Origin of the sequence: Roseibium sp. MMSF_3247 (assembly GCF_030733765.1) — a bacterium.
Classification (GTDB): Bacteria; Pseudomonadota; Alphaproteobacteria; order Rhizobiales; family Stappiaceae; genus Roseibium.
The window spans coordinates 1,044,981-1,071,516 of record NZ_JASHII010000001.1 but is presented as its reverse complement, the minus strand read 5'-3'; the positions used below and the strand labels follow the sequence as shown (position 1 = coordinate 1,071,516).

The following is a 26,536-nucleotide window of genomic DNA, read 5'->3' as shown; positions in this document are numbered from 1 at the left end:
GACAACCAGGGAATGGAGAGGTGGCAACGGAGACGACACAAAAAACCGTGTTGCTCACACTTGGACGGCTTCCAAAGTCGCTGGAACTCGCCCGGGCCCTGAAAGGTGCGGGCTGCCGGGTTCTGGTGGCTGATCCATTTGCGTGGCATTTGAGCCGGCCGTCGAATGCGGTCGACAAGTGTTATCAGACACCACCGCCAGCGACGCAGCAATCCGAGTATCTCGATGCCCTGCTTACCATCATTGAAGCAGAAAACGTCGATCTGGTCGTTCCCGTTTCCGAAGAAGCTCTTCATGTCAGCTTGCTGGCGCCGCGGCTCCCGGAAAGAACCCGGCTCTTCACCAATCCGCATGGCGTGCTGTGGGACCTCAACGACAAATACCTCTTCAATCGCTTGGCGCAATCCGCAGGCTTGCCTGCCCCCGAGACCCATCTTGCGACCGATCCTGAGGCTGCCAGACTGGTGCGGACCACGCCGTGTGTGTTCAAACCTCGCATCGGATGCTCCGGGCAGAAGATGCAAATGCTGACACCGGACGCTGTTCCGGAAGGACCTTTGAGCGATCCAGATGCCATCGTTCAAAAGCGTATTTTTGGCCGCGAACTGAGCACCCTGACCCTGTGCCAGGACGGCAAGATCCTCGCGCATGTGACCTATGAAGGCCTTGTCTTCTCGGGCACCGTTGCGGTTTGTTTCCAACGTGTCGAAGATGCGCCGCAAGTGGCGCAATGGGTCGCCGATTTCGTCGCTGCAAACCACTACTCCTACTTTTTGGCGTTCGACTTTATAGTCGACCAGAATGGAACGCCCTGGCCACTGGAATGCAATCCGCGGCTGACGAGCGGCATTCATTTCATGGAGCATGAGGATCTGGCCGCTGCGGTGTCCGATCCGGACAACGCACCGCCGGTTCGGTTGAAGGCGAAGAAGCGTTTTCAGGAAGGCCACACCACTCTGTTGCAAGTCTACGGCAGTGTTCTGGAGCCAAAACAGATGGCACGCCGCGCCGGTGCCATGGCCACATCGCGGGATGTGCTTTGGTCGGGCTCTGATCCTTTACCGTTTCCGATGATGACGTTCTCGTCCTGGCCCGTGCTGAAACAGGTTCTGTTTGACGGGAAGACCTTTGGTGAAGCTGCAACGCTCGACATTGCCTGGCCTGCCGAGATTTCTGGGGCCAAAGCGGTGGGAGAAGCTCGCGTTCCCCAGTCAGCCAGCACGCAACAGACGGTCAGCCCCGCCGATCCGGTCAACGCCCATGAGACTTGAGCCGCACATAGATTTGCTCCGCAGGGCGCGTCGTGAGGCGCGCGACCGGTCGCACGGCATCCGCGTTTTCAGGCAGAAAGTCGAACTCACGTTTCAGGCGGGCAAGAATGAGCGCGCTTTCAACGGCCGCAAACCCTGCCCCGACACAGGTGTGTGGTCCTGCTCCAAAGGGAATGTAGGCCCCTTGCACGACCTCTTGCTCCCTCGGGGGCAGGAAGCGATCCGGGTCGAAACGGTCCGGATCAGGCCAGTACTCTCCATGACGCTGCAAGGTCCAGGGCGAGATCATCAAAAGCGCGCCCTTGCGCACTTTGTACTTGCCGATTCTGGTGCCCTGCATCGCAACCCGCGGCAAAAACGTGATTGGCGGGTAAAGCCGCAAGGTTTCACGAAAGACGGCACGCGTATAGCCCAGCGCACGCGTCGCCTCAAAGGTGAGAGCATCACCGTCCGTGGTCTCGTCGACTTCCGCCCGCAGCCGGCGCAAGACATCCGGACACATCGCCAAGAGATAAAACGCCCAGGTCAGTGCGCTCGCTGTCGTTTCATGTCCTGCAAGAAAGAAGACCCCCAGCTGATCGATGAGTTCATCGCGCGTGAACGGCTCGCCCGTTTCGCTATCGCGCGCAGAAATGACTGCACTCGCGATATCATCATATTTCTCGGCATCCGGGCCCATATGCGTATCGATCAAGCTCCCAAGGTGGTGCCGGATCCGCTTACAAGCCGCCAGAACCTCCTCGGTTTGCGGAACATCGGCCCAAGCCGGATCTGTGATCAATCGCCAGATTTTCACTTGCGCCACACCGCGTTCAAACACGGCGAAGTCGTCAAAGACGTCCCGCGAAATTCCGGTGTCGAGCGAGGTCGAAAATACCGTTCGGCAAATGATATCGGCTGTGAGTTCGCTCATGATCCGGTCAAGCGACAGAACCTCATCGTGGGCTGCGCTCTCCTTCAGACGGGCGACATAGTCATCGACCGCCCCGACCATCGCGCCAAAGGCATGGGTCAGCCGCATTTTGGAAAACGCCGGATCGATCATGGCCCGTTGGCGGCGCCATTTCGCACCATCGGAGACGAAGATGGAATCGCCAATAAGCGGCTCCAGTGCACCGACCATCAAATCGCTTTTCGGAAAGATTCCTTCCGGGTCGAGCAGGATCTGCCGGACAAGCTCCGGGTCGTTGAAGAGTTTGATGGACCGGCGCGAGTAGCCCAGTTCTCCAGCAGCCATGGAAAACGCTGCCCCCGGCAACAGGCTGAGAAGATCTCCATCGCCGTGCCAGACGGTGCGCAGCAGCGCCAGAACCGGTGGCAGCCGCGACGGACGCGGCGGAATGTATGTCTCAACAGCTGCCATCAACATGTCCTTTCTTCCGCATTTCGTATGCCTCGATCAAAGAGCCAAGCCCATGACCGAACATGATCTTTTTGTCGTATTGATCGCCATACACATCACAACCGGCGCGCCGGGACTGATCGGTTTCTGGATCCCGGTCTTGGCCCAAAAGGGCGGCGAGCGTCACAAGTGGTGGGGCAAGATCTTCTCGGTCCTGATGCTGATCACAGGCACGGTGGCCATGATGATGGCAACCTTGACCCTCCTTTACCCCATGCCGACTCATCCGCATCTCGTTGATCACCCGGAGTTCTCCGATCCCGTTCTGGTGCAGGGCATATTTGGCTGGATGATGTTTTATCTCGGGCTCTTGACCGTAAACCTCACCTGGTACGGCTGGCGCTGCGCGGTTAACAAGCGGGATCAGCGGAAGAACCAGACTGCGCTCAACTGGGGTCTTCAGGCGGCCCTGCTCGCTGCATCCGCCAATTGCGCCATTCAAGGGGTCTTGATTTCCCAGCCGATGATGATCGGGATTTCCATGGTCGGATTTGCGACCGTCGCGACGAATGTCTGGTTTCTTGTGAAGTCCGACCCGTCTCCGATCGAGTGGCTGCTGGAACATATCAAGGCAATCGTCGGCACCGGCATCTCGGTCTACACCGCGTTTTTCGCTTTCGGCGCCGTCCGGCTGATGCCGGAACTGGCCCTGGCACCCGGGCTCTGGGCTATTCCACTCGTTACGGGTCTCGCTCTCATCTTCTACCATCGGCACAAAGTTACCCAGCGCTTCACTCAACGAACAGCCAGACCGCGTCAAAGACGGTCCATGGACCTTGATGCAGCGGAATAATCCGCCAGGGCCCTTCTCTCTTGCGGAGAAAAGTGTAAACTAAATTTGACACATGTGAAGGTCTAGCCTTCATATCAGCTGTGGCCAAGACACACGCTCACCACCCGGAGATCCGGAGGGAGAGCCAAAGCGGACCCTCAGGTGAGAGGGTTGCAGGAACGGGAGTTCTGGCGTGAATGTTGTCCAGGGATTTGGGTTTCCAAAGCCGCAACCAATCGGGTCTACACGGCCGCATGCGGCCGTTATTGGCGCAGGAATAGGCGGTTTGGCGGCTGGTGCTCTGCTTGGCGCGAAAGGGTACAGGGTTACAATCTTCGATCCGCTCGATAAACCAGGCGGACGGGCTTATGCCTTTGAGCAGGACGGTTTTACTCTTGATGCTGGCCCAACCATCATCACCGCTCCATGGCTGTTCGAGCAGCTCTGGGAAGCCTGCGGCGGGAAGCTGTCAGACGATGTTGACATCCGCCCGAACATTCCCTTCTACAAGATCCGGTTCACGGACGGCACATTCTTCACATACTCGGCCGACAAAGACGCTATGGAAGCGGAAATCGCCAAGATTGAGCCGGATGACGTCAAGGGCTACCGCTCTTTCATGGCGGAAAGCAAAGAGATTTACGAATACGCTTTCCTAGAACTCGCCGACAAGCCGTTTCACAGCCTGCCCTTTACACTGAGCACATTTGCAAAGTTAATCCGGCTTGGCGGCTATCGGTCCGTCTACAATGTGGTGTCCAAGCACTTCAAAAATGATCGTCTGCGGTCTGTGTTTTCCTTCCATCCGCTGCTTATCGGCGGGAACCCGTTCACCACGACTTCCTTCTATTGTCTCATTGCTCACCTGGAGAGCAAACATGGGGTGCATTACGCTATGGGCGGCACAAATGCACTGGCACGCGGGATCGCAAATCTCGTCACCAGGAACGGAGGACAGATCCGGTATGGGGAGACGGTCGATACGATCCTGACATCCGGACGGCACGCGACAGGGGTGCGCCTGTCCTCCGGAGAGACCGTTCCGGCAGACATTGTTGTCTCCAATTCCGACCCGGCAACGACCTATTCAAGGCTTTTGAAAGACCTGCCGCGCCGGCGTTGGTCCGACGGGAAGCTGGGCCGGCAGGACTACTCAATGGGTTTGTTCGTCTGGTATTTCGGGACCGATCGCCGGTATGACGATGTCGGGCACCACACCATGCTGTTCGGCCCCCGCTACAAAGGGCTGCTCAAGGACATATTTATGAACAAGGTGCTTGCAGAGGATTTCAGCCTTTACCTGCACCGCCCTTCTGCAAACGATCCATCCGTCGCGCCGGACGGCTGCGATGCCTATTATGTGTTGAGCCCTGTTCCAAACTTGAAAGGCGATGCGGATTGGGAAACTGTCGCTGAGCAGTACCGGGCCAAGATTGCCGCAGAACTTGAGGCAACGCTGCTTCCGGATCTTTCCAAGCACATCGTGAGCTCCCGTATCTCGACGCCGCTTGATTTCCGGGACAGGCTTTTGTCCTGGCAAGGCGCTGCCTTCTCGCTTCAGCCGAACCTTTTCCAAAGTGCCTGGTTCCGGCCGCACAACAAAAGCGAGGAGCTGGACAACCTCTTCCTGTGCGGTGCCGGAACACATCCTGGCGCCGGTCTTCCAGGTGTTGTTTGTTCTGCCAAGATCGTTGCTGAGCTTGCCCCGGATCCGTCAAACCTAACGGCGGCGCATGCCGGGACGGAGGCATCTGTATGAGCGACATTACACCCGACAATCTGGAGAGTTTCGTGCCGTTCGCGACCAGCACCAGCAGACAAAGGGCCAGAGCAGCACAGGCATCCGTTTCTGCAAGTCATCAGGCGGATCTGAGGGAGTGCGCCGCAGCGATCCGAAAAGGATCAAAATCGTTTCACCTCGCCTCCCTGATATTACCTGCGGAAACCCGAAAGGCAGCCCTGTCGTTGTATGCCTTTTGCCGGCACTCCGATGATCTGATCGATGATCCACGTGCTGATCGAACAGCCCTTGATCAGCTGAAAGACCGCCTTGATCTTGTCTATCGCGGAACGCCCGCGCCCTACGCCTGTGACCGGGCGTTTGCCAGAACTGTTCAGGGGTATGGAATACCGAAATGCGTTCCGGATGCCTTGCTGGACGGGTTTGCGATGGACCTTGGTGACCGGCGCTACAAAACTATCGCGGAAGTCAAGGATTACGCCACCTGTGTTGCTGCAACGGTCGGCCTGATGATGTCGCTTGTCATGCGGACGGGCGACAAGGACGCCCTTGCAAGGGCCGCCGATCTCGGGATTGCAATGCAATTGACGAACATTGCCCGAGATGTCGGAGAAGACGCCCGGAACGGACGCTTGTATCTTCCGGAAGACTGGATGCGCGACGCAGGCCTTGATCCGGAGGCTTTTCTCGCCTCTCCGAAGTTTTCGCCGGAGCTCCGCGAAGTCGTTGTGCGGCTGTTGGCAGAAGCTGCCCATCACTATGAACTGGGCCATGCCGGGATTAGCGCACTGCCGGAAAACTGCCGCCATGCGATCCGGACAGCGGCTCTGGTTTATCAGGAAATCGGGACTGAAATCGCAGTCAACAATTATGACAGCGTCACACGCCGCGCTCACACCCGGAAGATCAAAAAGCTCAGTCTTCTGCTAAAGGCCCGGCTGACCCAATTGGAACAGTCCAATACGGCACATTTCGATATGCAACGTCCGGCTGACCCGTCTGCCGCACACCTGGTTTCTGCTTGTGCAAACTCGTTCGAAACACATGCCAGACTGCAGAAAGCTGCACACGCAAGTGATGCTGATGACAGCAACATGGAGTGGGTCCTCGGTGTGATGATCAAGCTGCAAGCAGAAAGCCGTGCGCACCACAGATCCCAGAAGCTGGCCATGCAAAGACGGCCTCAGAACCGTTTCTAGCGGGGCACTGCGGCTCTATCGACTGGTTCTGCGGGGCATCCGGAACGGCAGCATCATCCTGACAACGGGATTTGCCAATCGATTGCAGTCGAGAGTCTCATGCACCATCGCAAGCTGGTCGCCGTTGACCATCGTCTCGACAAGGGAACGGCGGTAAAAGGGAGCGTCCTCCAGCTTCATGGACAAGCGCGGTGCGTCACCGGGATCGCACGCGATGCCGCCCTTCACGCCCCAGGAACCAACAGGCAGCATTTGGCGGTCTGGCGGCGCAAAATGACGTTCTTCCGCCTCTTTAGAAAACACAAGACCAAGGGTTCGGCGGGATCCGCTTCTCAAAACCGCATCATACAAGATTGTCGTCGCCTGATCGCCTGACGGCCCGCGAGCCCAGTCCCAGTGCTCGAAATCCTCTTCCAGAACACGGTCGCCAAAATTGAAATCGTGATAGGCCTCTCCCTGCCAGCCGCCATCGGGCAGATGGTTGCTTTCAACAGTCACACGCGCCCGCGGGAACACCGGCCACCAGATGTGATGGCCCTCTGGATCCAGATCGAAAACGCGGTCGTTTTGGATTTGCGGCTCAAGGCGGATCCGGCCGGACATACGCGATGGCATGAGCCGATGGCCTGGCCACGGCAGGGCGATTTCGTCGAACACGATCTCAAGCCCACCGTCGACGTAAACAATCGAACTGCTGGCGATCTGCATGGTATTTTGCGTTCGAACGAGGTCACTCTCCCCCCGCTCCGTCATGGACCAGCTGTTCCGGTCCTTGCCGTAGAGCGCAACATTCAGGGCCACGTGGTTTTGTGGTTTTCCCCGGCCGGACCAATGGTAATAGGGCGAGAAGACAGACCCGATAAACGCAATTACCGTGAGGGCGTAGCGCCCGCAGTCGCTGGTTGCGTCGATATACCACCAGCAATAGCCGCCAGGTGGGACCGGCCGGTCGAAGGATGGTCTGTGAGAAGAGTTTCCGCCGCGATCTTGCCCGACAGAAGCGCCATCGGCACGCCCGGGCCCGGATGCACACTGCCGCCTGCGAGATAAAGTCCCTTCAGAGGGCTCCGCGCGCCCTGCCGTTGAAACGATGCCATCCAACCGTGGGATGGCTGGCCGTAAAGGCCGCCCCCCGTTGCTGGAAACAGCTGCTCGAACGTGTCCGGCGCCGTGACCACTTGAGCCGTCCGGTCCCGCCGAAGCACCAATCCATTCGCCGCCATACGGCGGTCCATCGCTGTCAGACATTGGTTCAACTCTTGTTCGGTGTAGTCATGCCGGTCGCCATCTGGCGGCAGGTTCGTCAGACAATAAATCCGTTCAATCGGATCCGAGGTTGCGCTCCCTTTCCGGTCCCCGTCGGCAGTCCTGTCTTGGGCACACACGTAAACTGTCGGGTCCTTGGGCGCTTCGCCGCGGTCAAACACGGCCTCAAATTCGGCCCTGTAGTTTTCGGAAAAGAAGACGGTGTGATGGGCCAATGGCGCGCCGTTGGGCTCTGCGAGGCCGCACACGACAAGTGCAGATTGGGATCGCGCGGTCTTCGCTCCTGCCCGCTTTTTCGCGTTGCTGCGGCCCAAAAGTCCGGGCAACGCTGCGGCGTCTCCGTTGAAGACAACCTGTCCGGCCGGGATAAACTCACCGCTGTCCAGCTTAACACCTGAGACGGACCGCCCATCTGGACTGGAGACAATTTCGGCGACCTTCGCGCCGTACCGGAACTCGGCGCCGAGGCCCACCGCGAGATCAGCGAATTTACGAGCAACTGCGTGCATGCCGTCTTGCGGGATCCAGACGCCTTCCTGTTCCACATGCGCAACGAGCATCAACGTTGCCGGCGCCAGATAGGGCGAAGATCCGCAGTAGGTTGCATACCGTCCGAACAGCTGCCGCAGCCGCTCGTCGGAAAAATAATCCCCGAGAACAGACCAGAGGGATGAAAAGGGTTTCAACGCAAAAAGCGCACCGGGTTTTGAAAGACCTACCCGGCGGGACAAGGTGATCGGATTGGGGCGTGTCGCATCGATAAACGTGTCTTTCAGCAGTTCAAAGACCCGGCGGCTGTCCCGCGCGAAGGCCTGATATCCGTCGGCGTCGCGCTGTCCCGCAAAATCCCTGATGGCCCGGACGCTGTCTGCAACATCGGCATGGAGGTCGAGGCAAGAGCCGCCGTCCCAGTAATGCCGGGCAATCACACCCGCCGTTTCCATTGGGATTTCCCGGTCCAGCGTTGTCCCGCAAGCCTCAAGCAAACTGTCAAAAGCCCATTTCATCGTCAGAACAGTCGGACCGGCATCGAAGGTCCGGCCACCTGCAGCAACGTGGCGCATTTTACCGCCCGGCGCAGCGGCCGCTTCCAGAACAGTGACCTGACGGCCTGCAGCGGATAAGCGCAGCGCAGCAGCCAAACCGCCCATGCCGGCGCCAACAACGACCACTCTCTGCTCGGTTATGGCTGAGGCCATTCGTGTTCCTTCAAGTTGACATTCGCCCTCAATGTGTCACTCTTAGTTGACACTATACCGTCAATTTTTGTGGACATCCACGTTAAATAGAGGAATGGCTCCATGGACCTGTCGGACCGCATCGAAACAGGGATGCAAACTGCCATCCGCTACGCCACTGCGAATGGATGCCCGCGAAAGCTTGGAAACGCCCTCAAATATGCTGTCTTTCCGGGCGGTGCCCGCATTAGGCCCCGGCTCTGCCTCGCCGTCTCCCTGGCGTGCGGCGACAAGGACCCACGCGTTGCCAATGCCTGCGCAACAGCAATTGAACTCCTGCACTGCGCGTCTCTGGTTCACGACGATCTGCCCTGTTTCGACAACGCGGCAACCCGGCGTGGCAAGCCCTCCGTCCACAAGGAATATGGCGAGGAAATTGCCCTTCTGGTCGGCGACGGTCTGATCGTAACGGCCTTTGAAACTCTGGCCCGCGAGACCCTTCATGCGCCCGAACTGACGGCACGGCTTGTCGCCACGATTGCCAATGCAGTCGGCTCTCCTTACGGGATCGTTGCCGGTCAGGCTTGGGAGAGCGAGGAGAAAATCAACATCACTGCCTATCACCGCGCGAAAACGGCCTCGCTGTTTACCGGCGCCGTATCGGCCGGTGCCCTGTCCTCAAGCGGCAATCCGCTCGACTGGTATGCGCTGGCAGATGCCCTTGGTGCGGCTTATCAGGTGGCTGACGATCTTTATGACGCGATGGACGACACGGACAGCATGGGCAAACCCGCAGGCCAGGACGCCGAAAACGGGCGCCCAAACCTGGTGGCCGAGCTCGGCGTTCAAGGCGCTTTGAAAAAACTGCAGGAACTGGTCGAAACAGCAGCCGATAGCATTCCGGACTGCGAGGGCGCTGATCTGCTCAGCGCCATGATCCACAAGGAAGCGAAACGTCTCATGCCGGCCAAATTGGCCGCCAGCGCCGCCTGACAATGTCGGATTGGACGGAGACGGCGCCCGGGGCCAACGCGCCACAACAGGGAAGACCATCCAGTCGGTCTATGACCAGTTTGAATGCACTTCGTGTGCGCTATCGCCTATGGCGCAACCGGTTGATCGGATCGGCAACGTTCCGCAGCAAAATCGCGCGGTTTCCAGGGACGCGATGGATCGCGCAGAAGAAATCGAATGATCTTTTCAAACTGATCAACGGTTTTGTCTTCAGTCAGGTTTTGAGTTCCTGCGTGTCGCTTGGCGTGCTTGCACGGCTCACAGACAGGTTTGCAAGTACCGAAGTCCTTGCAAAAGACTGCGGACTTGAGCCAGGCCGAATGCAATTGCTGCTGGAGCAGGCAGAACGTCTGCAGCTCGTCAAAAACGTTGAAGGAAACTCTTGGGTTCTGGACGATGCCGGCGCCGTGGTAGCAGCCGACCCAGGACTGCAGGCGATGATCCGGCATCACGCCCTGTTCTACCGGGACCTTGCAGATCCAACCGCTCTTCTAAAGGCATCTTCTCAAGATACCGAACTCAAGAAATACTGGGCCTATGCGCACGCGCAGGACCCTGCGGATATCGGGACGGACATAACCCAGCCCTATTCTGAACTGATGCGCAGCAGCCAGGAGATGCTCGCCGACTGCATCCTCGCAGCTCATGATTTTTCTCAGTACAACGCGGTTCTGGATGTTGGCGGCGGCGAAGGCGCATTCCTGGCAGCAATTGGCAGGGCCTGTCCGGATACACGCCTACACCTCTTTGATCTACCGTCGGTCACGGACCTTGCGAAAATGCATCTTGCAAGAGAAAACCTTGCCGACCGGGCCGAGGTTCACGGCGGTGACTTTGCAAGAGATCCAATCCCGGACAATGCCGAGTGCGTCAGCCTGGTCAGGATCCTTTGTGACCACGATGATGGGCGTGTGAAACAGATTTTGGCGAATCTGCATCGTTCCTTGAAGCCCGGCACAAAGGTCATGATCGCCGAGGCTATGGCGGGAAACAGCGAAGGCGCTGAGCTCGCGGCTGTCTACTTCAGTCTTTATTTCCTTGCTATGGGATCCGGCCGCTGCCGAAGCGATGCCGCCATAAAAGAACTTCTTATGGGCGCAGGTTTCAAAAATCCACGCACCAAACCAACGCCCAATCCTTTGCTGGCAACGCTCGTTTTTGCAGAACGATAACGGAGCAGGCCTGCTTATCAGGCCGTCTTGAACACTCTCCTTGTCAGCAAATGTGTAAATTTTAATTGACACTCAAATGCGTCAATTTACAATGACACTCACACGCCGCCAAACCCACGAGAGGGAGGCACTCATGGAAACCACGGCAATCGTCTTTGAGGATCCCGGCAAGCTCCAGGTCAAACGACTTGGGCTCACGGAACCAAGTGACTTTGATGTGGTTGTCGAAACCATGGTGAGTGGCGTTTCCACCGGCACGGAAAAAATGCTGTTCGACGGCACCATGCCGGCATTCCCCGGAATGAGATATCCGTTGGTCCCTGGCTATGAGTCCGTTGCCAGAGTTGTCGGCGCAGGCCCCTTGTCTGGCCGCACAGTCGGCGAAACGGTCTTCATTCCAGGCGCATCCTGTTTTGAAGGTGCTGCCGGGTTGTTCGGCGCGACCGCCAACCGGCTGGTCCTTCCAGGTGTCCGCACCATCCAGATCTCGGAAGACTTTTCAGAAGACGCCGTATTGCTCGCCCTCGCCGCCACCGCCCATCACGCTTTGATTCGGGCGGAAAGTCCCGTGGACCTGATCATCGGCCATGGCGTTCTTGGCCGGCTCATGGCACGGCTCGCCTGTGCACTTGGCCAAGAGCCGCCGATTGTCACGGAAACATGCCCGGACCGGATGCACGGTGCCGATGACTATGACGTTCTTGACCCCAACGATGCGCGGGCGTCGAAACCGTTTGACACAATCATCGACGCCAGCGGCAATCAGGACGCGCTTGATCCGGCCATCAGCCGGCTAACAAAGGGCGGCACGCTGGTGCTCGCTGGCTTTTACGGTGAACGGGTGAGTTTTGCATTCCCCGCCGCCTTTATGCGGGAAATCTCAGTCCTGCTGTCCGCTGAATTCAAACCAGATGACCTTCAGGCGGTTGTTGATCTTGTGGATTCCGGCCGGTTGTCTCTTGGCGGGCTCGTGACACATCACGCGGCCCCGTCCGACGCGGCAAAGGCCTATCGGACCGCCTTCGATGATCCGGCCTGCCTGAAAATGGTTATCGATTGGAGGAAAGCTGCATGATCCTGGAAAACCCAACAGGCCGGCATTACCAAATGCAGGACTTCCTCAGGGACGAGGCAGCCATTGAACCTGACGCTCCGGCAACCGGGCCAGTCACCAAGGAAACACAGATCATTGCCATCTACGGCAAGGGTGGCATTGGCAAGAGCTTCACGCTCGCCAACCTCTCCTACATGCTGGCACAGCTTGGCAAAAAAGTGCTTCTGATCGGCTGTGATCCAAAGAGCGATACCACCTCTTTATTGTTCGGCGGACGCGCCTGTCCAACGATCATTCAAACTGCCTCCGCGGCCAAGGAAGCCGGCAGCGAAGTAACCGTCTCCGATGTCTGCTTCAAACGTGATGGTGTTTTTGCCATGGAGCTCGGCGGGCCGGAAGTTGGCCGGGGCTGCGGCGGTCGGGGCATCATCCATGGTTTTGAAACACTAGAAAAGCTCGGGTTTCACGACTGGGATTTTGACTACGTTCTTCTTGATTTCCTGGGCGATGTGGTGTGCGGCGGTTTCGGACTGCCGATCGCGCGCGACATGTGCCAGAAGGTGGTGGTGGTCGGATCCAACGACCTGCAATCCCTCTATGTGGCAAACAACGTTTGTTCCGCCGTCCAGTACTTCCGCAAACTCGGCGGTAACGTCGGCGTTGCTGGACTTGTCGTGAACAAGGATGACGGAACCGGCGAAGCACAGGCATTTGCAGAATCCGTCGGCATTCCGGTTCTGGCCTCAATACCGCAAGACGAAGACATCCGGCGGAAAAGCGCGAACTACCAGATCATCGGCAAGCCGGGCGGTGTTTGGGCGCCGCTCTTTGAAGCCCTGTCGATCAATCTCGCCGAAGCGCCACCGGTCCTTCCCAAACCTCTCGACCAGGATGGGCTGCTCGGCCTGTTCGACGCCAGCGAGACAGGTGCGGACTTTGTTTTGACACCAGCGACCCCGGAAGACATGTGCGCCGCAGGTGCGCTTAACAAACCATCTCTGGAAGTGATTTACGACACCGTTTGAGGACCGATCCGCGACATGGACACCTACTCCAAATCTCATGATCCCGACCCAGTTGGAAGCGCCACAGTTTCCGACCGGCCGGTGATGGATTTGGCGGATGACCAACCCGCCGCTGGCGGCGGCTGCCATGGCGGACAAGAGCTTTCAAAAGCTGCGGCCAGAAACGCTGGAAACGACGCCTTGATGGACCGGCTGGAAGCCGACTATCCGAAAGGGCCACACGACCAGCCGCAGTCCATGTGTCCAGCCTTTGGTTCACTGCGCGTCGGCCTGCGCATGCGCCGGACAGCAACCATTTTGTCCGGGTCCGCGTGCTGTGTTTACGGGCTGACATTCACTTCGCATTTTTATGGCGCAAAACGCTCAGTCGGCTATGTGCCATTCAATTCCGAGACTTTGGTCACCGGCAAACTCTTTGAAGACATCGTTGAAGCGGTTCATGCCATGGCGGACCCGGCAAAATACGATGCCATCGTGGTCACAAACCTCTGTGTCCCGACCGCCTCCGGTGTGCCGCTGCAAATGCTGCCGAAGGAAATCAACGGTGTCCGGATCGTCGGCATCGATGTTCCAGGGTTCGGCGTTCCGACCCATGCAGAAGCCAAAGACGTGCTCTCAGGTGCAATGCTCGCCTATGCCCGCAAGGAAGCGCTGGACGGGCCGGTTCTGGCACCCCGCGACGGCGTCAAGGACAAGCCGACTGTGACCCTCGTCGGGGAAATGTTCCCGGCCGATCCGGTAGTCATCGGCAACATTTTGGAACCAATGGGCTTGGCAGCCGGGCCAACCGTGCCTGTGCGCGAATGGCGTGAGCTCTATGCAGCGCTTGATTGCGCCGCCGTTGCAGCCATTCACCCCTTCTATACCTCCGCGTTCCGGGAGTTTCAGGCGGCGGGCCGCGCTATTGTCGGCTCTGCACCTGTTGGACTTGAAGGCACCGATGCTTGGCTCACAGCCATCGGCGAGAGCTGCGGTGTGGCTGCTGCCAAGACAGATACCAGCCGGAACGCGATGCGCGGTGCCATTACGGCCATGTTGAGCGAGAACCGGATCGACGGCCGGATTACCCTGTCCGGATATGAGGGCTCTGAACTTCTGGTCGGCCGGTTGCTGGTCGAACTGGGAGCTGACCTTCGGTATGTCGGGACGGCTTGTCCAAAAACGCTCTACAGCGCAGCGGATGCAGAATGGCTTGAGTCCAAAGGTGTGACAGTCCAGTTCAGGGCTTCTTTGGAGCAGGACCTCGCTGCGTTTGAAGAATTCGATCCTGACCTGGCGATCGGTACGACACCTGTCGTCCAGAAAGCCAAAGAACGGGCGACACCCGCGCTTTATTTCACCAATCTGATTTCCGCCCGCCCGCTGATGGGCCCCGCCGGAACGGCTTCGCTCCCAAGCGTGATTTCAACGGCCATCGCCAACAAGGATCGCTTCCTGAAGATGCAGGACTTCTTTGATGGCGTTGGTCAGGGGGATACCGCCGGGATCTGGCAGGACACTCCGAAGGAACACAGCGGTTACCGCGCGAAATATGCCAAATCTGTCGCGAAATCCCGCAATGCGGTCGACAACGGGGAGAGCGTTGGATGCTGATCCTCGATCACGATAGAGCCGGCGGCTATTGGGGCAGCGTCTATGCCTTCACGGCCATCAAGGGTTTGCAGGTGATCATCGACGGACCTGTCGGCTGCGAAAACCTGCCGGTGACCTCCGTTCTTCACTATACGGATGCCCTGCCCCCGCACGAGCTGCCCATCGTGGTCAGCGGCCTTGCGGAAGAAGAACTCGGCCAACATGGCACGGAAGGTGCCATGAAACGTGCCCGTGATGCACTCGATCCGGACCTTCCAGCTGTTGTTGTGACGGGCTCCATTGCGGAAATGATCGGCGGCGGTGTCACGCCGGAAGGCTCCAACATCAAACGCTTCCTACCGCGCACGATCGATGAAGATCAATGGCAGAGTGCAGACCGCGCCTTGAAATGGCTCTGGACGGAATTTGGGCCGAAACGGGTTCCAAAGCCCCGGAAGCGCAAAGATGGCGCCAAGCCCCGGGTGAACATCATCGGCCCGATTTACGGCACCTACAACATGCCGTCGGACCTGCATGAAATCCGCCGTCTTGTGGAAGGTCTTGGAGCGGAGATCAACATGATCTTCCCGCTCAGCAGTCATGTGGAAGACATCCGCAAGCTCGCCGATGCGGACGCGAACATTTGCCTTTACCGCGAGTTCGGCCGGTTGTTGTGTGAAACCCTCGAGCGGCCCTATCTCCAAGCCCCGATCGGCATACACTCCACCACCGCTTTCCTGCGTAAACTGGGCGAAATCCTGGACCTCGATCCGGAGCCGTTCATTGAGCGGGAAAAACATACGACGCTGAAACCGCTTTGGGATCTGTGGCGCTCCGTGACGCAGGACTTCTTCGCCACTGCCAATTTCGCTGTGGTTGCCAATGAAACCTATGTCCGCGGGATCCAGAACTTCCTCGAAGAGGAAATGGGCCTGCCCTGTGCCTTCGCCGTTGCGCGAAAGGCCGGGTCGAAGACAGACAATGCCGAAGTCGCGGAACTGACAGCCAGCACACCGCCCATGGTGATGTTCGGATCTTTCAACGAACGCATGTACATGGCGGAAGCCGGAGCGCGTGGAAAATTCATCCAGCTTTCCTATCCGGGCGCCATTGTTCGCCGTCATACCGGCACACCCGTCATGGGATACTCCGGAGCTTGCTGGTTGATCCAGGAAGTCTGCAACGCGCTTTTCGACATGCTGTTCGAGATCTTGCCCAAGGCCAGTGAGCTTGATGCGATCGAAGCGACGGCGGCCAAGGCTCATTCTCATATGCCCTGGCATCCAGACGCTCAAGCCGCGCTTGAACGCCGCGTCAATCAAGAGCCCGTTCTGGTTCGCATTTCCGCAGCCAAACGTTTGCGTGAGGCCGCCGAACAGCGCGCCCGGCAGACTGGAGCTTCGGAAGTCACCCTTGATGACCTGGAGCTGGTCTCCGGCAAGGAGGGCGTGCCTGCATGACCCCTTTTTTTTTCAACACCCCACTGGCCACCCGGGAGGAAGACAAATGATTTCCACCACCCATAGCGAAGCGGTCTGCAGCCGCCGCCATCAGGAACGCGAATCCCAGCGCCTCTTGATGAAGCGTCTGTTTCTCGTGGTGTTTCCATTTTGCCTCATGTCCACCGTCCTCGGCCGCCTCGGCCGCGTCTTGGGCGCCCATGAAGGCACGACACAATCTGCTTACGCCGAAGCCAAGGCCTCGGCATACGCCGCATTGGGATACGCGTTTCACGCATGATCCCAACGCCTTTTGCTGCTGCTTTGGCATCGGCAATTGCTCAGTGAGCCCTTCCAACCGGCTTGACTGGGACCCCGCCGCGAGGGTTCTGCGCGGTAACCGCCGAAAGGCAAGTAGTGGAGGTCATGCGAATGGCTTCGGACAAGGAGACCCTTACAGGTCTTAGCCGTGAGGAAGCACAGGAGTTTCACCGGCTCTTTGTGAAGTTTGCGATCGCAATGTCGCTTGCACCCTTCCTCGCCCACATTTCGATGTGGCTCTACAAACCGTGGCTCTGACGAGCTCACACCAGACAAGGATCTGAAGACATGTGGAAAATGTGGCTTTTGTTCGATCCGCGCCGGGTGCTCGTTCTTCTGACGGTCTTCCTGTTCAGCCTTGCAGTTTTGATTCATTTCATTCTGCTCAGCACCGAAAGGTACAACTGGCTGGAACAGCAAGCATCGTTAAGCGACGGCAACGCGCATATCGAAATGCTCCTACCGGAGGGTTCGTCAGCTTTGGTCTGACGAACGCATACGGTTCAACATCATCGGTGGCGGAGGCTGCGTATTGGCCGGCGCCTGGACGACGGTCAGCACTCTCCGCCACCAAGCCTTGCTTTCAATGATTAGCCGCAGCACGCGCATTGGCAAAACGCGGCTAAGGAGGACTCTATGGCTTTGCTCAGCTTCGAAAGGAAGTACCGCGTACGCGGGGGCACACTGATCGGCGGTGACTTGTTCGATTTCTGGGTGGGCCCATTTTATGTCGGTTTCTTTGGAATTACCGGCGCGTTTTTTACATTTCTTGGCACCGCCCTGATTGTTTATGGCGCTGCAATCGGCCCAACCTGGAACATCTGGCAGATCTCGATCGCCCCGCCTGACATCTCCTACGGGCTTGCCTTGGCGCCACTAAAAGAAGGCGGCCTCTGGCAGATCATAACCATTTGCGCATTGGGGTCTTTCGGGTCCTGGGCTTTGCGCGAAGTCGAAATTTGCCGCAAACTCGGCATGGGCTATCACGTGCCCTTCGCTTTCTCCTTCGCGATCTTTGCCTACGCCACTTTGGTCGTCTTCCGGCCACTGCTGCTGGGCGCTTGGGGACATGGATTTCCATACGGGATTTTCAGTCACCTCGACTGGGTCTCCAACGTCGGCTACCAATATCTCCACTTCCATTACAACCCCGCACACATGATCGCCGTGACGTTCTTCTTCACGACGACACTCGCTCTGTCCTTGCACGGTGGCCTGATTTTGTCGGCGGCCAATCCGGGCGAGTCCATGGAAGGCGGCGGCAAGCAGGCGGAAGTGAAAACGCCGGAATATGAAGACACCTTTTTCCGCGACATCATCGGCTACTCCATCGGGACTCTCGGCATTCACCGCCTGGGATTGATCCTTGCGTTGAACGCCGGTTTTTGGAGCGCCGTCTGCATCGTCATCAGCGGGCCGTTCTGGAACCAGGGCTGGCCGCAATGGTGGAACTGGTGGCTGAACCTGCCGATCTGGAGCTGAGGACACGACCATGACCCAATATCAAAACATCCTCACCATCATTCAGGTCAGCGGCCCGGCCGAAGAGGGCATGCCGCTTCCCAAAGGCGACAGCGACCGCGTTGGCACGCCAATCATGTCGCGCCTTGCCGGTTGGTTGGGGAACGCGCAAATCGGGCCAATTTACCTGGGCTTTCTCGGGTCTTTGTCCCTTGTGTTCGGCTTGATCGCATTCGAGATCATCGGTTTGAACATGCTGGCCTCTGTGGGTTGGGATCCGATCCAGTTCGTCCGGCAACTGTTCTGGCTCGGCCTGGAACCGCCGCCAGCGGAATACGGCCTGACAATGGCACCTCTCAACGAAGGTGGCTGGTGGCAAATTGCTGGCTTCTTTCTGACAGCTTCCATCTTGTTGTGGTGGGTGCGCGTCTACCGGCGGGCACGCCAGTTGGAGCTCGGCACCCATATTGCCTGGGCATTTGCCTCAGCAATCTGGTTGTTCCTGGTGCTTGGCTTTATCCGTCCGATCCTGATGGGCGATTTTTCCGAAGCCGTCCCTTTCGGGATCTTCCCGCACCTTGACTGGACCGCAGCCTTCTCCATCCGCTACGGCAACCTTTACTACAACCCGTTCCACTGTCTTTCGATCGTCTTCCTCTATGGCTCGGTTCTGCTGTTTGCCATGCATGGCGCGACAATTCTTGCTGTCGGCAAGTATGGCGGCGAGCGGGAGCTTGAGCAGATCACCGACCGCGGGACCGCGTCCGAACGTGCAGCGCTCTTCTGGCGCTGGACCATGGGCTTCAACGCCACAATGGAATCGGTTCACCGTTGGGCGTGGTGGTTCGCCATTTTGACCCCTCTGACCGGAGGGATCGGCATCCTTCTCACAGGCACTGTCGTCGACAATTGGTACCTGTGGGGCATCGAGCACGGGATCGTGTCTCCGACACCGGACGTCTGGCCGGGTGTTGGTGATCCGGCGGCGCAATAAGGAGAAGGAAAATGCAACTTTGGATACCTTTTGCAGCTGCCGCCGGAACACTTCTCGGTATTGCGAGCTTCGTTGGTGCCGATTGGGATGCTCCACCTGTCGAGACAACCCAGATGGGATATCGCGGCACAGGCATGAATGTCATTAAGGACGCTGACAAGGTGGAGGCCCTGAAAGCCCTGAATGCGGTTCCAGAACCGCTCTGGGAAGCGGACCCGGAAGGTGACCGCGCTGGTGAGATCTATGAAAACGTTCAGGTCTTGGGTGATTTGTCCGATGACCAGTTCAACCTCTTCATGGCGGCCATCACGGAATGGATCGCACCGGAAGAAGGCTGCGGCTATTGCCACAATCTGGAAAACCTTGCCTCTGACGAGGTCTACACCAAGGTCGTTTCCCGGCGCATGATCCAGATGAACCAGACCATCAACGTGGACTGGGAACCGCATGTCGGTGATGTGGGGGTCACCTGTTACACCTGCCACCGCGGCCAGGCTGTTCCCGCCTACTACTGGTATGATGATCAGGAGCCCAAACCGGCCAGTGCGTCCGGCCGGGGCGGACAGAACGTTGTCGGTCAGTTTGTCGGCAACACATCCATGCCGCAAAATGCCTTGGCAGAGTATCTGCTGGGTGACAAGGAAATCCGCGTACATTCCCTGACCGCTTTGCCGGACCCTGCAAATCCAAACCCTGCGGGAACGAAGGAAACGGAAAGCACCTGGGCCTTGATGATGCACATGTCAGAGGGTCTTGGCGTCAACTGCGTGACCTGCCACAACTCCCGGGCCTTTAACGACTGGGATCAGAGCCCTCCGCAACGGGTTACCGCCTGGCACGGCATTCAAATGACACGGGCCCTCAACAACGACTACATGGTCGGATTGACCCCGGTCTTCCCGGACAACCGCAAGGGACCGGAAGGCGATGTCTTCAAGATCGGTTGTTCGACCTGCCACCAAGGCGTTCAAAAACCGCTCTACGGCGTTTCCATGCTTCAAAACTACGTAGACGCCCTGGATAAGAAAGGACCGACTGCGGTACCTGACTATTCGAAATACGTCCCCGGTGAGACCCAGACCATGGCGCCGGACGGACCGACCAACTCCTCCGCCCTCCCGGCGAAAACGACGGTTGCCGCCACTCAGCAATGAGCGCGGCATCCGCCGAGGACACTTTGGGAGCTCTCGGGCTCCCAATTTTTTTGTTTTTTGCTCGAAAAAGGAGCTCTCAGTGACGATTTTCGAGTTCGGTGTTTGGAGCAAGTCGCGTTGAGCAGGACCCAGTTTTCGCTGCCTGATATCCAAACTTTCAACGCAAAATCCGGGGACCATCGTGTTCGATAAAGCGCGACATACACCAGACAGCGGACTTCGAAACCCGCAACACAGTCACAGAGGCCCTCACGCCGTTTGGTTCACTTGTAAAATGTAGAAACCGGTCAGAGGCAAAAGTCGGCTGCCGGCAACGGCCGGGAACTCCGCGGCCAACTAGCGCGGGTCACGCCATTATTGATACGCGTGGGTGATACAAAGGAGCCTGATTTGCGGGAAGTTCAAGCTGCTGCTTGGAACTTCAGCCCCGGAAAGCGCCCTAAATAAATTCGGAACCAGGGCGTGAAGGCATTCGGATTTTCCAGGACTTCGCGATGAAGGTCCGCCGAGGTAACCCACCGCACGTCTTCCACCTCGTCCGGATTGGGCGCCACGATGAGCTTATTGCGATCCACTTGCGCACTAAAGAGCGTGACGCGCTCGTGCTCTTTCAGGCCCTCACCGACACTGGCTTCATATTCAACGGTCTGATGTCGCGTCAACGGCAGTGTGAAGCCGAGCTCATCCATCAGCCGGCGCTCCGCGCAGGTTTCAACGCTCTCATCCCAATGGGGATGACTGCAACATGTGTTCGCCCATTGGCCGCCACAATGATACTTCCCGGCAGCCCGCTTCTGGATAAGCAGATGATCGCCGTCGAAAACAAAGACGGACACGGCCAGATGCAACACGCCATCAATATGGGCTTGCAGTTTCTCGACCGGATAAAATGATCCGTCCGGTGCGACAGCAGGAATTATCAAGGGCTTATTCATTGGTGTACGGGCTCTCTGCCCCTTTTTAGATCCAGACAGGGTCTTCTTGCTTTCGCCTTGATCAGGCCACCGCTCTTGCCAAAGCACACTGTGACCACAAGGAGCACAGCGCCTCTGACAGATGCCGGATATCAGCCTCGGTATGGAGTGGCGTCGGTGTGATCCGCAGCCGCTCCGTTCCAACCGGCACAGTCGGATAATTGATCGGTTGCACGTATATGCCGAAATCGGTCAGGAGAACATCAGAAATCCATTTGCACTTCGACGCATTTCCAACCATGACGGGCACGATGTGGCTTGGGTTCTCCATATGCGGAATGCCTCTGGCATTGAGTGCTGCCCGCACTTTCGCAACATTGGCCTTGTGTGCATCCCGCTCGGCCGAGCTCTCTTTCAAGTACTGGATCGAAGCTGTTGCGCCAGCGGCCAGCGCCGGCGGCAAGGCTGTCGTGAAGATGAAACCCGATGCAAACGACCGGACGAAATCCACAAGCACTTCCGGACCGGTGATGTAGCCGCCCATGACGCCAAACGCCTTGCCAAGGGTTCCTTCAATTACCGTCAGCCGGTCCATAAGACCTTCCCGTTCGGCCACACCGCCGCCACGCGGTCCATACATTCCAACGGCATGAACTTCATCGAGATATGTGATCGCTCCAAACCGGTCAGCGACATCACAGATCGCCTCGATCGGCGCAATATCGCCATCCATGGAGTAGACGCTCTCAAAAGCAACCAGCTTCGGCGCGTTCGGGTCATCGGCCGCCATCAATTCGGCAAGGTGCTCCGGATCATTGTGCCGGAAGAGCCGTTTTGTGCATCTGGAATGGCGAATCCCCTCGATCATGGACGCGTGATTGAGGGCATCGGAGTAGACGATTATTCCAGGGATCTTCGACAAGAGCGTGCCGAGCGCTGCCCAGTTGGACACATATCCAGATGTGAAAATCAGTGCCGCTTCCTTGTCATGCAGATCAGCGAGCTCACGCTCCAGCATCACATGATAATGGTTGGTGCCGGAAATATTGCGGGTACCACCTGCGCCTGCCCCGCACTTGTGAATGATCTCAGTCATCCGGTTAGTCACAACAGGGTTCTGCCCCATGCCCAAGTAGTCGTTGGAGCACCAGACTGTCACTTCACTTGTCTCACCGGCATCGTCATAAAACGTTGCCTTGGGGAAGGCGTTGCAATGGCGCTCCAGCTCGGCAAAGACTCGATAATTTCCAGCCTCGTGCAAGTCGGAGAGAGCGGTCTCCATAGTTTTCAAGATGTCCATCGCTTCGTCCTCTCCTCAAGGTATTCCAATTATCGCGTTTCCAAGCCGCGTTTCGTGCCAACAACTGCAGGTGCAAACTCATGTCTAGGTGGGTTTGAGCGGGGCTCGCGTGCCCCTTTGGGAACCGCCCAGCGCCAAAGCGCCATGTCCGAGACCGGCAGAACGAGAATTAGGTGTTCGATGATTGCCAGCGCCATAAACGCGGCGAGCAAAATGTGACCAACGACGGAGTACGCGCTGTGCGCATTCATCGCTCCAGCCACCAGGACCGCAAACAACCCAACCGCGATAGCTAAAAGAAGCGGGAAAAAGGGGGTAGTCCGTCCAGTATTAAAGTAGGTCTTCAGGTACACGATCCCCGGGGGCATCAGGCCGCTGATTGCATGGCGCGCGCCCAGGAAAATTAGCAGCTTCGCCGAGATCCGCATCCCCCATAAGAGCCCAAAAGTGGCAAGGCCGAACGTGTTGGGGGCATCCGCCAAGACAAACCAGAGAAACACAGCCGTTACAAGCAGCGCGATCTCGTGATCACACACGGCTTTCCAGGCAGCGACAAACCGGGCAGCGCCTTTCGCATCGGGCGGGCATTCCTGTTTGCTCCGGCCGGTCACCATCCCGGTCAAAAACGTGGTTTCATGCCAGGCCCAGACCAGCAGTGCGCCAAAGAACCCGGCGTAGGATCCAAGCGGGGTCTGCATCTCGCTGCCCTCTAGGAGCAACAGAAAACCGGCAACACCGACCAGTGTCACCAGCGGCAAAAGCTGCCAGGGGCCGAGCTTCTTCCGGATCGACCAATGCACCATCAACAAGACAAGCCCGGTCGACAGCCACCAAACGCCAGTGGCAATCAGAACAGCTATGACCGGGTTTGCGAGCCACATGAGCGTTGGCCTACCAGACCGGCTGCAGGCGCGAGGTCTCCGGCAAAGTGTTTTTCTTTGTCGGGATCATGTACATGCGGACGAAATTGAGCCCTGCGGCAGCCCCCCACCACGCTCTTCCCAGCTGGCCAAAGAGGCCGCCTTTTTCGGTTGCAGCCTGCATCTTGCGGCTAATCCGCTCCATGCGCCGGAAACCTTCCAGAAGCTTGGGATTATCGAGATCTAGTTCGAGCGGGAAACACTGACGGGAGATTTCGGACGTTAAGCGGAACACCCGCATGTCGTAGTCTTCTATGTTGATCCCAAGTGCCTTGTGGAACGCCGGGCGCATATGATCGCGCACATACATCGTGGCAAAGACGGCCAGCAAAAAGAACTTGATCCAGAGCTTGTTGCGCCCTTCAAGCAAGCGCTTGTCCGACCGGATGATCAGGGAGAACGCTTCGCCATGTGAAAACTCGTCGTTGCACCACTCCTTGAACCACTTGAAGATCGGATGGAACCGGTGCTCTGGATGCTTCTCAAGATGGCGGTAGATTGTGATGTACCGGGCGTAGCCAATCTTCTCTGACAGGTAGGTCGCGTAGTAGATGAATTTTGGCTTGAAGTAGGTGTATTTCTTCGCCTTGGCGAGGAACCCCATGTTCACGCCGATGCCAAAGTCTTTCAGCGCGTCATTTATGAAGCCAGCATGGCGGGATTCATCCCGGCTCATGAAGCCGAAGAGCTCGCAGATTTCCTGGTTCTTGCCGCGCCGTTTCATCTCCTTGTAGAGCACGCAGCCGGAAAACTCGGAGGTCAGAGACGATACGAGGAAATCGATCAGCTCTTCGCGCAGATCATCTGGCAGAGCGTCGATGTCAATATTGTCCCAGGCTTCACTGCGCTTGAAGTGACCCCGGTTGGGATCGGAGCGCATTTGCGAAATCAAGGCGTCCCACTCTTCACGGACGGGCTCGACGTTGATCTTGTCCATTTCGTCGAAGTCGGTGGTGTAGAACCGCGGTGTCAACATCGTGGAGACCAAGGCACTCTTGGTCGTATCGTTGACGGCGGCCCGGCGCTTTTCAAGGGTCGGCTCATTGGAGGCCAAATCGGCTGGCGATACGGTCTTGTTCATGACAACGCCCTTTCCGTGAAGCTGAATTCACACAGTTCCATCATTTCGAAATCGCCAGTGGCGCGGGTCCAGGCGCGTTCCAGCGGCCCGGCCCGGCGGATGGTCGCCTCGCGGCGGAACCTCTGACTTTCCCCGTAAGGGATCGACACCGGAGCGCCATGGACAAATACTTCATCGCCCGGATGCACCACCACGCCATTGTCAAAGCGCAGATGGGCACCGAGTTGATCAAAGGTGTTGTTGATCTCCACCGTGCAGTTGACGGTTTCCTTCCGGCTCATCAGATTGAAAATCGCGTTCATTGGCGCGCTCCTTCCCGGGTTTCAAGCAGAGCTGCAAAGGCCGCTGCATTATCTTTTCCAAAGGCTTCCAAATAGATGCGTTCGCCGAGTGCGGTGTCAGACAAACTGACTGCGCCAGTCTCCCATTGAATGAGCCTGTAAGGTGCTGCGGCCGGAACTTTCGCCACCATCCGCATGCGCTCGAAAGCCCGCAGCGAGCCGCGAACGAAGCCTCCGGTGTCCTTCTCAAAGGCTGAAATCACAACGCCGCTTCGCGCGTCCGTGACAGTGACGATATCCGCCGCATCCCGTGTGATGAGAATATCCCGGATCGCAACCGGTGCACCTGTTTGATGCTTGATGACGCCAATGCCGGTTGTCTGGCCAAAAACGACCGCCGCGACGGCAAAAGTCAGAAGCAATGCCGTCCCGATCAGGATCCTGCGCGGAAACTGTTTGCCGCGCCGGCCCTTGCGGTCCGAGAAATATCCGAGATGGGAAACCGAAGGCATCGCTGGCTCCTACTCCGCAGCTTCTACAGATGCAGGAACTGCACCCTGCGGTGAGGTGTCATTGTGAGCCAGACGCGAGTGACCAGAAGTCACAGCCGCATCCTGGCTGATCGCGAGGGCAAGGATGTCAGCTACTTTCTTCGCGTCGGTCAGGCAGATCAGGCTCGGCTCGACATTTGCAAACCGCCATCCACGAACATGCGGCCATTGCACCAACCAGGAAATCTGGTGTCCCGGCAAAACCTGGATAGCAACATGTCCGGCACCACCTGGAAGTTCGGCCATAGAGATTGCTGCCAGCTGTTTGAAAGGCAGATTGAGCGTCATGGAAAACGCGACACCAAAGCGGATGACAACACGCTGCGTTGTGACGGTGTAAAGCGTCGTCTTGTGGACAGCCCAGGCAAACAACTCCAGCATGCCGATCAAGATCGCGGCCAAGGCGGTCAATACGGCGACAGAGAAGACGATGCCAGCCAATGGGCGGCCATCATAAAGACCGCCAATCACTGCCCATGCCGCCAAGATCAAAAAGTAGCCGGTAATCCAGCGGTTCTTGAGGAGATGGCGGGCAAAAAGGCGGGTTGAAGGCCGCCCCTGCCACAGCATTTTTTCGCCGTCCGGTAAATATTCAGGCAATCCGGGAACCGGTTCCATCTCATGTTCCCGAGCGACAAACTGTTTCACAGCAAGGCCTCCCGACGATCTTTCGAGGCATAGAGGAGACCGGCGCCGAAGTAGGCCGCAATCTTGTCCTCTTCCAGCAAGGTGACAGTACCCGGTTTCGCATGTGCCGGGACATCAGCAAATTGCTCGGATGTGATCGCGTGGACATAAAGATAAGGCTTGTTTCCGCGTCCCCGCTTGATGACGACAAAGTTGTTCGGCAGAAGCACCGGTTTCTCAGCGCCCTCAATCTCAACTTCGTAGTAGCGGATCAGAAATTCTGCCCGATCGACCCAGACGTCCTTGACGGTTCCTGCAGAACTGCTGTCACAGCCCACAACCGAAAGGCCAATAGGATCAAGCTCACCGTCGGCGATCGCAAATCCCTCAGCTTCGCGCATCGGGACAATCCGGGCATCGCCATGAGCGGTCAGATCGGGCGTATCAGCGCGCTCGGCCCATGAGCCCGGCCCAACGCCCGCGAGAAGAGGGTTGCCTTCCGGCTCCATCGGATATCCAGGTGCAGGAGAAACCCGTTTGGCATTCAAGGGGCGGTCATCGCGCTTTAGATCGGGGACCTGAACAGTCCCATGACCGTGTGGCAGGATGAACGTCTTCTTGTCCGGAACAAACAGCCAAGGGTCCTTGTTGAACCTGCCTGTGACATCATCTTCAAGCGGATAGCCTTCGCGCCGGTCTTCCTGACGGATGTACCAGATCAACCCGGCGAAAAAGACCCAAAAGACATAGAGCACCACCTGGGCGACATCTATGCTGCCGACGATAGAACCGGTCATGGTCATTCCTCCTAAAACTGGTGCCGATCC

Annotated in this window: 27 protein-coding genes; 16 read left to right on the top strand and 11 right to left on the bottom strand. The window is 57.8% G+C overall.

Annotated features, from left to right (window positions below; translation table 11 throughout):
- The first annotated feature begins 20 nt into the window (after positions 1 to 20).
- Positions 21 to 1,271: an ATP-grasp domain-containing protein gene (locus RBB44_RS04820; protein WP_306149461.1), complete on the top strand. Its 1,251-nt coding sequence runs from the start codon at positions 21 to 23 to the stop codon at positions 1,269 to 1,271.
- Here RBB44_RS04820 and RBB44_RS04815 read toward each other — a convergent pair.
- Complete coding sequence (locus RBB44_RS04815; protein WP_306149462.1) at positions 1,252 to 2,634, bottom strand: cytochrome P450; 1,383 nt, start codon at positions 2,632 to 2,634, stop codon at positions 1,252 to 1,254. The two genes, RBB44_RS04820 and RBB44_RS04815, sit on opposite strands and share 20 nt — an antisense overlap.
- Positions 2,635 to 2,686: 52 nt before the next feature.
- On the opposite strand from RBB44_RS04815, the gene RBB44_RS04810 reads away from it, so the two are divergent.
- The 3 genes from RBB44_RS04810 to RBB44_RS04800 all read left to right on the top strand — a co-directional run bounded on the left by RBB44_RS04810 (position 2,687) and on the right by RBB44_RS04800 (position 6,385).
- A complete protein-coding gene (locus tag RBB44_RS04810; protein WP_306149463.1) occupies positions 2,687 to 3,466 on the top strand; it encodes a hypothetical protein in 780 nt (259 codons plus the stop codon).
- 172 nt (positions 3,467 to 3,638) lie between these two features.
- Positions 3,639 to 5,204, top strand: a complete 1,566-nt coding sequence (crtI, locus tag RBB44_RS04805) for a phytoene desaturase family protein (protein ID WP_306149464.1) — start codon at positions 3,639 to 3,641, stop codon at positions 5,202 to 5,204.
- Positions 5,201 to 6,385 carry a phytoene/squalene synthase family protein gene (locus tag RBB44_RS04800; RefSeq protein ID WP_306149465.1) on the top strand — a complete coding sequence of 395 codons (1,185 nt, stop codon included), beginning with the start codon at positions 5,201 to 5,203 and terminating at the stop codon, positions 6,383 to 6,385. The genes crtI and RBB44_RS04800 overlap by 4 nt, the downstream gene beginning before the upstream one ends.
- Before the next feature lie 15 nt (positions 6,386 to 6,400).
- Here the strand turns inward: RBB44_RS04800 and RBB44_RS04795 are convergent, their stop codons facing one another.
- Positions 6,401 to 7,186 carry a carotenoid 1,2-hydratase gene (locus RBB44_RS04795; protein ID WP_306149466.1) on the bottom strand — a complete coding sequence of 262 codons (786 nt, stop codon included), beginning with the start codon at positions 7,184 to 7,186 and terminating at the stop codon, positions 6,401 to 6,403.
- 68 nt (positions 7,187 to 7,254) lie between these two features.
- Positions 7,255 to 8,850, bottom strand: a complete 1,596-nt coding sequence (gene crtD, locus RBB44_RS04790; protein ID WP_306149467.1) for a 1-hydroxycarotenoid 3,4-desaturase CrtD — start codon at positions 8,848 to 8,850, stop codon at positions 7,255 to 7,257.
- A 102-nt stretch (positions 8,851 to 8,952) separates the two neighbouring features.
- Between crtD and RBB44_RS04785 the strand changes: the two genes are divergently transcribed.
- The 12 genes from RBB44_RS04785 (at position 8,953) to pufC (ending at position 20,035) form a co-directional block, all read left to right on the top strand.
- Positions 8,953 to 9,822, top strand: coding sequence for a polyprenyl synthetase family protein (locus tag RBB44_RS04785; RefSeq protein ID WP_306149468.1), 870 nt, complete (start codon positions 8,953 to 8,955; stop codon positions 9,820 to 9,822).
- A gap of 71 nt (positions 9,823 to 9,893) precedes the next feature.
- Positions 9,894 to 11,015 carry a methyltransferase gene (locus RBB44_RS04780; protein ID WP_306149469.1) on the top strand — a complete coding sequence of 374 codons (1,122 nt, stop codon included), beginning with the start codon at positions 9,894 to 9,896 and terminating at the stop codon, positions 11,013 to 11,015.
- Positions 11,016 to 11,148: 133 nt separating this feature from the next.
- Positions 11,149 to 12,090, top strand: a complete 942-nt coding sequence (gene bchC, locus RBB44_RS04775; RefSeq protein ID WP_306149470.1) for a chlorophyll synthesis pathway protein BchC — start codon at positions 11,149 to 11,151, stop codon at positions 12,088 to 12,090.
- Positions 12,087 to 13,094 (top strand): chlorophyllide a reductase iron protein subunit X, encoded by a 1,008-nt coding sequence (locus RBB44_RS04770; protein WP_208326692.1) that lies wholly within the window; start codon positions 12,087 to 12,089, stop codon positions 13,092 to 13,094. Before bchC ends, RBB44_RS04770 begins: the two co-directional genes overlap by 4 nt.
- Before the next feature lie 84 nt (positions 13,095 to 13,178).
- Positions 13,179 to 14,687 carry a chlorophyllide a reductase subunit Y gene (gene bchY, locus RBB44_RS04765; protein WP_306149589.1) on the top strand — a complete coding sequence of 503 codons (1,509 nt, stop codon included), beginning with the start codon at positions 13,179 to 13,181 and terminating at the stop codon, positions 14,685 to 14,687.
- Positions 14,681 to 16,126 carry a chlorophyllide a reductase subunit Z gene (bchZ, locus tag RBB44_RS04760; RefSeq protein ID WP_306149471.1) on the top strand — a complete coding sequence of 482 codons (1,446 nt, stop codon included), beginning with the start codon at positions 14,681 to 14,683 and terminating at the stop codon, positions 16,124 to 16,126. The genes bchY and bchZ overlap by 7 nt, the downstream gene beginning before the upstream one ends.
- Positions 16,127 to 16,172: 46 nt before the next feature.
- Positions 16,173 to 16,406: a hypothetical protein gene (locus RBB44_RS04755; RefSeq protein ID WP_209172908.1), complete on the top strand. Its 234-nt coding sequence runs from the start codon at positions 16,173 to 16,175 to the stop codon at positions 16,404 to 16,406.
- A gap of 131 nt (positions 16,407 to 16,537) precedes the next feature.
- The gene (locus RBB44_RS04750; protein WP_008196822.1) at positions 16,538 to 16,684 is read left to right on the top strand and encodes a light-harvesting protein; all 147 of its coding nucleotides are present in this window, start codon (positions 16,538 to 16,540) and stop codon (positions 16,682 to 16,684) included.
- Between the two features lie 30 nt (positions 16,685 to 16,714).
- The gene (pufA, locus tag RBB44_RS04745) at positions 16,715 to 16,915 is read left to right on the top strand and encodes a light-harvesting antenna LH1, alpha subunit (RefSeq protein WP_133947988.1); all 201 of its coding nucleotides are present in this window, start codon (positions 16,715 to 16,717) and stop codon (positions 16,913 to 16,915) included.
- 147 nt (positions 16,916 to 17,062) lie between these two features.
- Positions 17,063 to 17,908 (top strand): photosynthetic reaction center subunit L, encoded by an 846-nt coding sequence (gene pufL, locus RBB44_RS04740; RefSeq protein ID WP_209172907.1) that lies wholly within the window; start codon positions 17,063 to 17,065, stop codon positions 17,906 to 17,908.
- A 10-nt stretch (positions 17,909 to 17,918) separates the two neighbouring features.
- On the top strand, positions 17,919 to 18,881 hold the full coding sequence (pufM, locus tag RBB44_RS04735; protein WP_306149472.1) for a photosynthetic reaction center subunit M: 963 nt from the start codon (positions 17,919 to 17,921) through the stop codon (positions 18,879 to 18,881).
- A gap of 11 nt (positions 18,882 to 18,892) precedes the next feature.
- Positions 18,893 to 20,035 carry a photosynthetic reaction center cytochrome PufC gene (pufC, locus tag RBB44_RS04730; RefSeq protein WP_306149473.1) on the top strand — a complete coding sequence of 381 codons (1,143 nt, stop codon included), beginning with the start codon at positions 18,893 to 18,895 and terminating at the stop codon, positions 20,033 to 20,035.
- Positions 20,036 to 20,436: 401 nt separating this feature from the next.
- Here the strand turns inward: pufC and idi are convergent, their stop codons facing one another.
- From idi to puhA, 8 genes are all read right to left on the bottom strand, one after another.
- Entirely contained in the window at positions 20,437 to 20,970 is a 534-nt protein-coding gene (gene idi, locus RBB44_RS04725; RefSeq protein ID WP_306156106.1) for an isopentenyl-diphosphate delta-isomerase, read from the bottom strand.
- 61 nt (positions 20,971 to 21,031) lie between these two features.
- The gene (gene hemA / locus RBB44_RS04720) at positions 21,032 to 22,249 is read right to left on the bottom strand and encodes a 5-aminolevulinate synthase (RefSeq protein ID WP_306149475.1); all 1,218 of its coding nucleotides are present in this window, start codon (positions 22,247 to 22,249) and stop codon (positions 21,032 to 21,034) included.
- 29 nt (positions 22,250 to 22,278) lie between these two features.
- A complete protein-coding gene (gene puhE, locus RBB44_RS04715; protein WP_306149476.1) occupies positions 22,279 to 23,130 on the bottom strand; it encodes a putative photosynthetic complex assembly protein PuhE in 852 nt (283 codons plus the stop codon).
- A gap of 10 nt (positions 23,131 to 23,140) precedes the next feature.
- Positions 23,141 to 24,250, bottom strand: a complete 1,110-nt coding sequence (gene acsF, locus RBB44_RS04710; RefSeq protein ID WP_306149477.1) for a magnesium-protoporphyrin IX monomethyl ester (oxidative) cyclase — start codon at positions 24,248 to 24,250, stop codon at positions 23,141 to 23,143.
- Positions 24,247 to 24,552: a hypothetical protein gene (locus RBB44_RS04705; RefSeq protein WP_166672675.1), complete on the bottom strand. Its 306-nt coding sequence runs from the start codon at positions 24,550 to 24,552 to the stop codon at positions 24,247 to 24,249. The genes acsF and RBB44_RS04705 overlap by 4 nt, the downstream gene beginning before the upstream one ends.
- Positions 24,549 to 25,043 (bottom strand): photosynthetic complex assembly protein PuhC, encoded by a 495-nt coding sequence (puhC, locus tag RBB44_RS04700; RefSeq protein WP_306149478.1) that lies wholly within the window; start codon positions 25,041 to 25,043, stop codon positions 24,549 to 24,551. The genes RBB44_RS04705 and puhC overlap by 4 nt, the downstream gene beginning before the upstream one ends.
- 9 nt (positions 25,044 to 25,052) lie before the next feature.
- Positions 25,053 to 25,730: a photosynthetic complex putative assembly protein PuhB gene (puhB, locus tag RBB44_RS04695; protein ID WP_306149479.1), complete on the bottom strand. Its 678-nt coding sequence runs from the start codon at positions 25,728 to 25,730 to the stop codon at positions 25,053 to 25,055.
- Positions 25,727 to 26,506: a photosynthetic reaction center subunit H gene (gene puhA / locus RBB44_RS04690; protein ID WP_371932298.1), complete on the bottom strand. Its 780-nt coding sequence runs from the start codon at positions 26,504 to 26,506 to the stop codon at positions 25,727 to 25,729. Before puhA ends, puhB begins: the two co-directional genes overlap by 4 nt.
- Positions 26,507 to 26,536: the final 30 nt, after the last annotated feature.

Excerpts from the sequence above, each read along its gene's own strand:
- bchZ (WP_306149471.1), top strand. The coding sequence starts at position 14,681 with ATGCTGATCCTCGATCACGATAGAGCCGGCGGCTATTGGGGCAGCGTC.
- acsF (WP_306149477.1), bottom strand. The coding sequence starts at position 24,250 with ATGAACAAGACCGTATCGCCAGCCGATTTGGCCTCCAATGAGCCGACC.
- RBB44_RS04800 (WP_306149465.1), top strand. The coding sequence starts at position 5,201 with ATGAGCGACATTACACCCGACAATCTGGAGAGTTTCGTGCCGTTCGCG.
- RBB44_RS04780 (WP_306149469.1), top strand. The coding sequence starts at position 9,894 with ATGACCAGTTTGAATGCACTTCGTGTGCGCTATCGCCTATGGCGCAAC.
- bchC (WP_306149470.1), top strand. The coding sequence starts at position 11,149 with ATGGAAACCACGGCAATCGTCTTTGAGGATCCCGGCAAGCTCCAGGTC.
- RBB44_RS04755 (WP_209172908.1), top strand. The coding sequence starts at position 16,173 with ATGATTTCCACCACCCATAGCGAAGCGGTCTGCAGCCGCCGCCATCAG.
- RBB44_RS04785 (WP_306149468.1), top strand. The coding sequence starts at position 8,953 with ATGGACCTGTCGGACCGCATCGAAACAGGGATGCAAACTGCCATCCGC.
- puhC (WP_306149478.1), bottom strand. The coding sequence starts at position 25,043 with ATGCCTTCGGTTTCCCATCTCGGATATTTCTCGGACCGCAAGGGCCGG.
- pufM (WP_306149472.1), top strand. The coding sequence starts at position 17,919 with ATGACCCAATATCAAAACATCCTCACCATCATTCAGGTCAGCGGCCCG.
- crtD (WP_306149467.1), bottom strand. The coding sequence starts at position 8,850 with ATGGCCTCAGCCATAACCGAGCAGAGAGTGGTCGTTGTTGGCGCCGGC.
- pufL (WP_209172907.1), top strand. The coding sequence starts at position 17,063 with ATGGCTTTGCTCAGCTTCGAAAGGAAGTACCGCGTACGCGGGGGCACA.
- hemA (WP_306149475.1), bottom strand. The coding sequence starts at position 22,249 with ATGGACATCTTGAAAACTATGGAGACCGCTCTCTCCGACTTGCACGAG.
- puhE (WP_306149476.1), bottom strand. The coding sequence starts at position 23,130 with ATGTGGCTCGCAAACCCGGTCATAGCTGTTCTGATTGCCACTGGCGTT.
- RBB44_RS04705 (WP_166672675.1), bottom strand. The coding sequence starts at position 24,552 with ATGAACGCGATTTTCAATCTGATGAGCCGGAAGGAAACCGTCAACTGC.
- pufC (WP_306149473.1), top strand. The coding sequence starts at position 18,893 with ATGCAACTTTGGATACCTTTTGCAGCTGCCGCCGGAACACTTCTCGGT.
- RBB44_RS04750 (WP_008196822.1), top strand. The coding sequence starts at position 16,538 with ATGGCTTCGGACAAGGAGACCCTTACAGGTCTTAGCCGTGAGGAAGCA.
- RBB44_RS04810 (WP_306149463.1), top strand. The coding sequence starts at position 2,687 with ATGACCGAACATGATCTTTTTGTCGTATTGATCGCCATACACATCACA.
- puhA (WP_371932298.1), bottom strand. The coding sequence starts at position 26,506 with ATGACCGGTTCTATCGTCGGCAGCATAGATGTCGCCCAGGTGGTGCTC.
- idi (WP_306156106.1), bottom strand. The coding sequence starts at position 20,970 with ATGAATAAGCCCTTGATAATTCCTGCTGTCGCACCGGACGGATCATTT.
- bchY (WP_306149589.1), top strand. The coding sequence starts at position 13,179 with ATGGATTTGGCGGATGACCAACCCGCCGCTGGCGGCGGCTGCCATGGC.
- pufA (WP_133947988.1), top strand. The coding sequence starts at position 16,715 with ATGTGGAAAATGTGGCTTTTGTTCGATCCGCGCCGGGTGCTCGTTCTT.
- RBB44_RS04770 (WP_208326692.1), top strand. The coding sequence starts at position 12,087 with ATGATCCTGGAAAACCCAACAGGCCGGCATTACCAAATGCAGGACTTC.
- RBB44_RS04815 (WP_306149462.1), bottom strand. The coding sequence starts at position 2,634 with ATGGCAGCTGTTGAGACATACATTCCGCCGCGTCCGTCGCGGCTGCCA.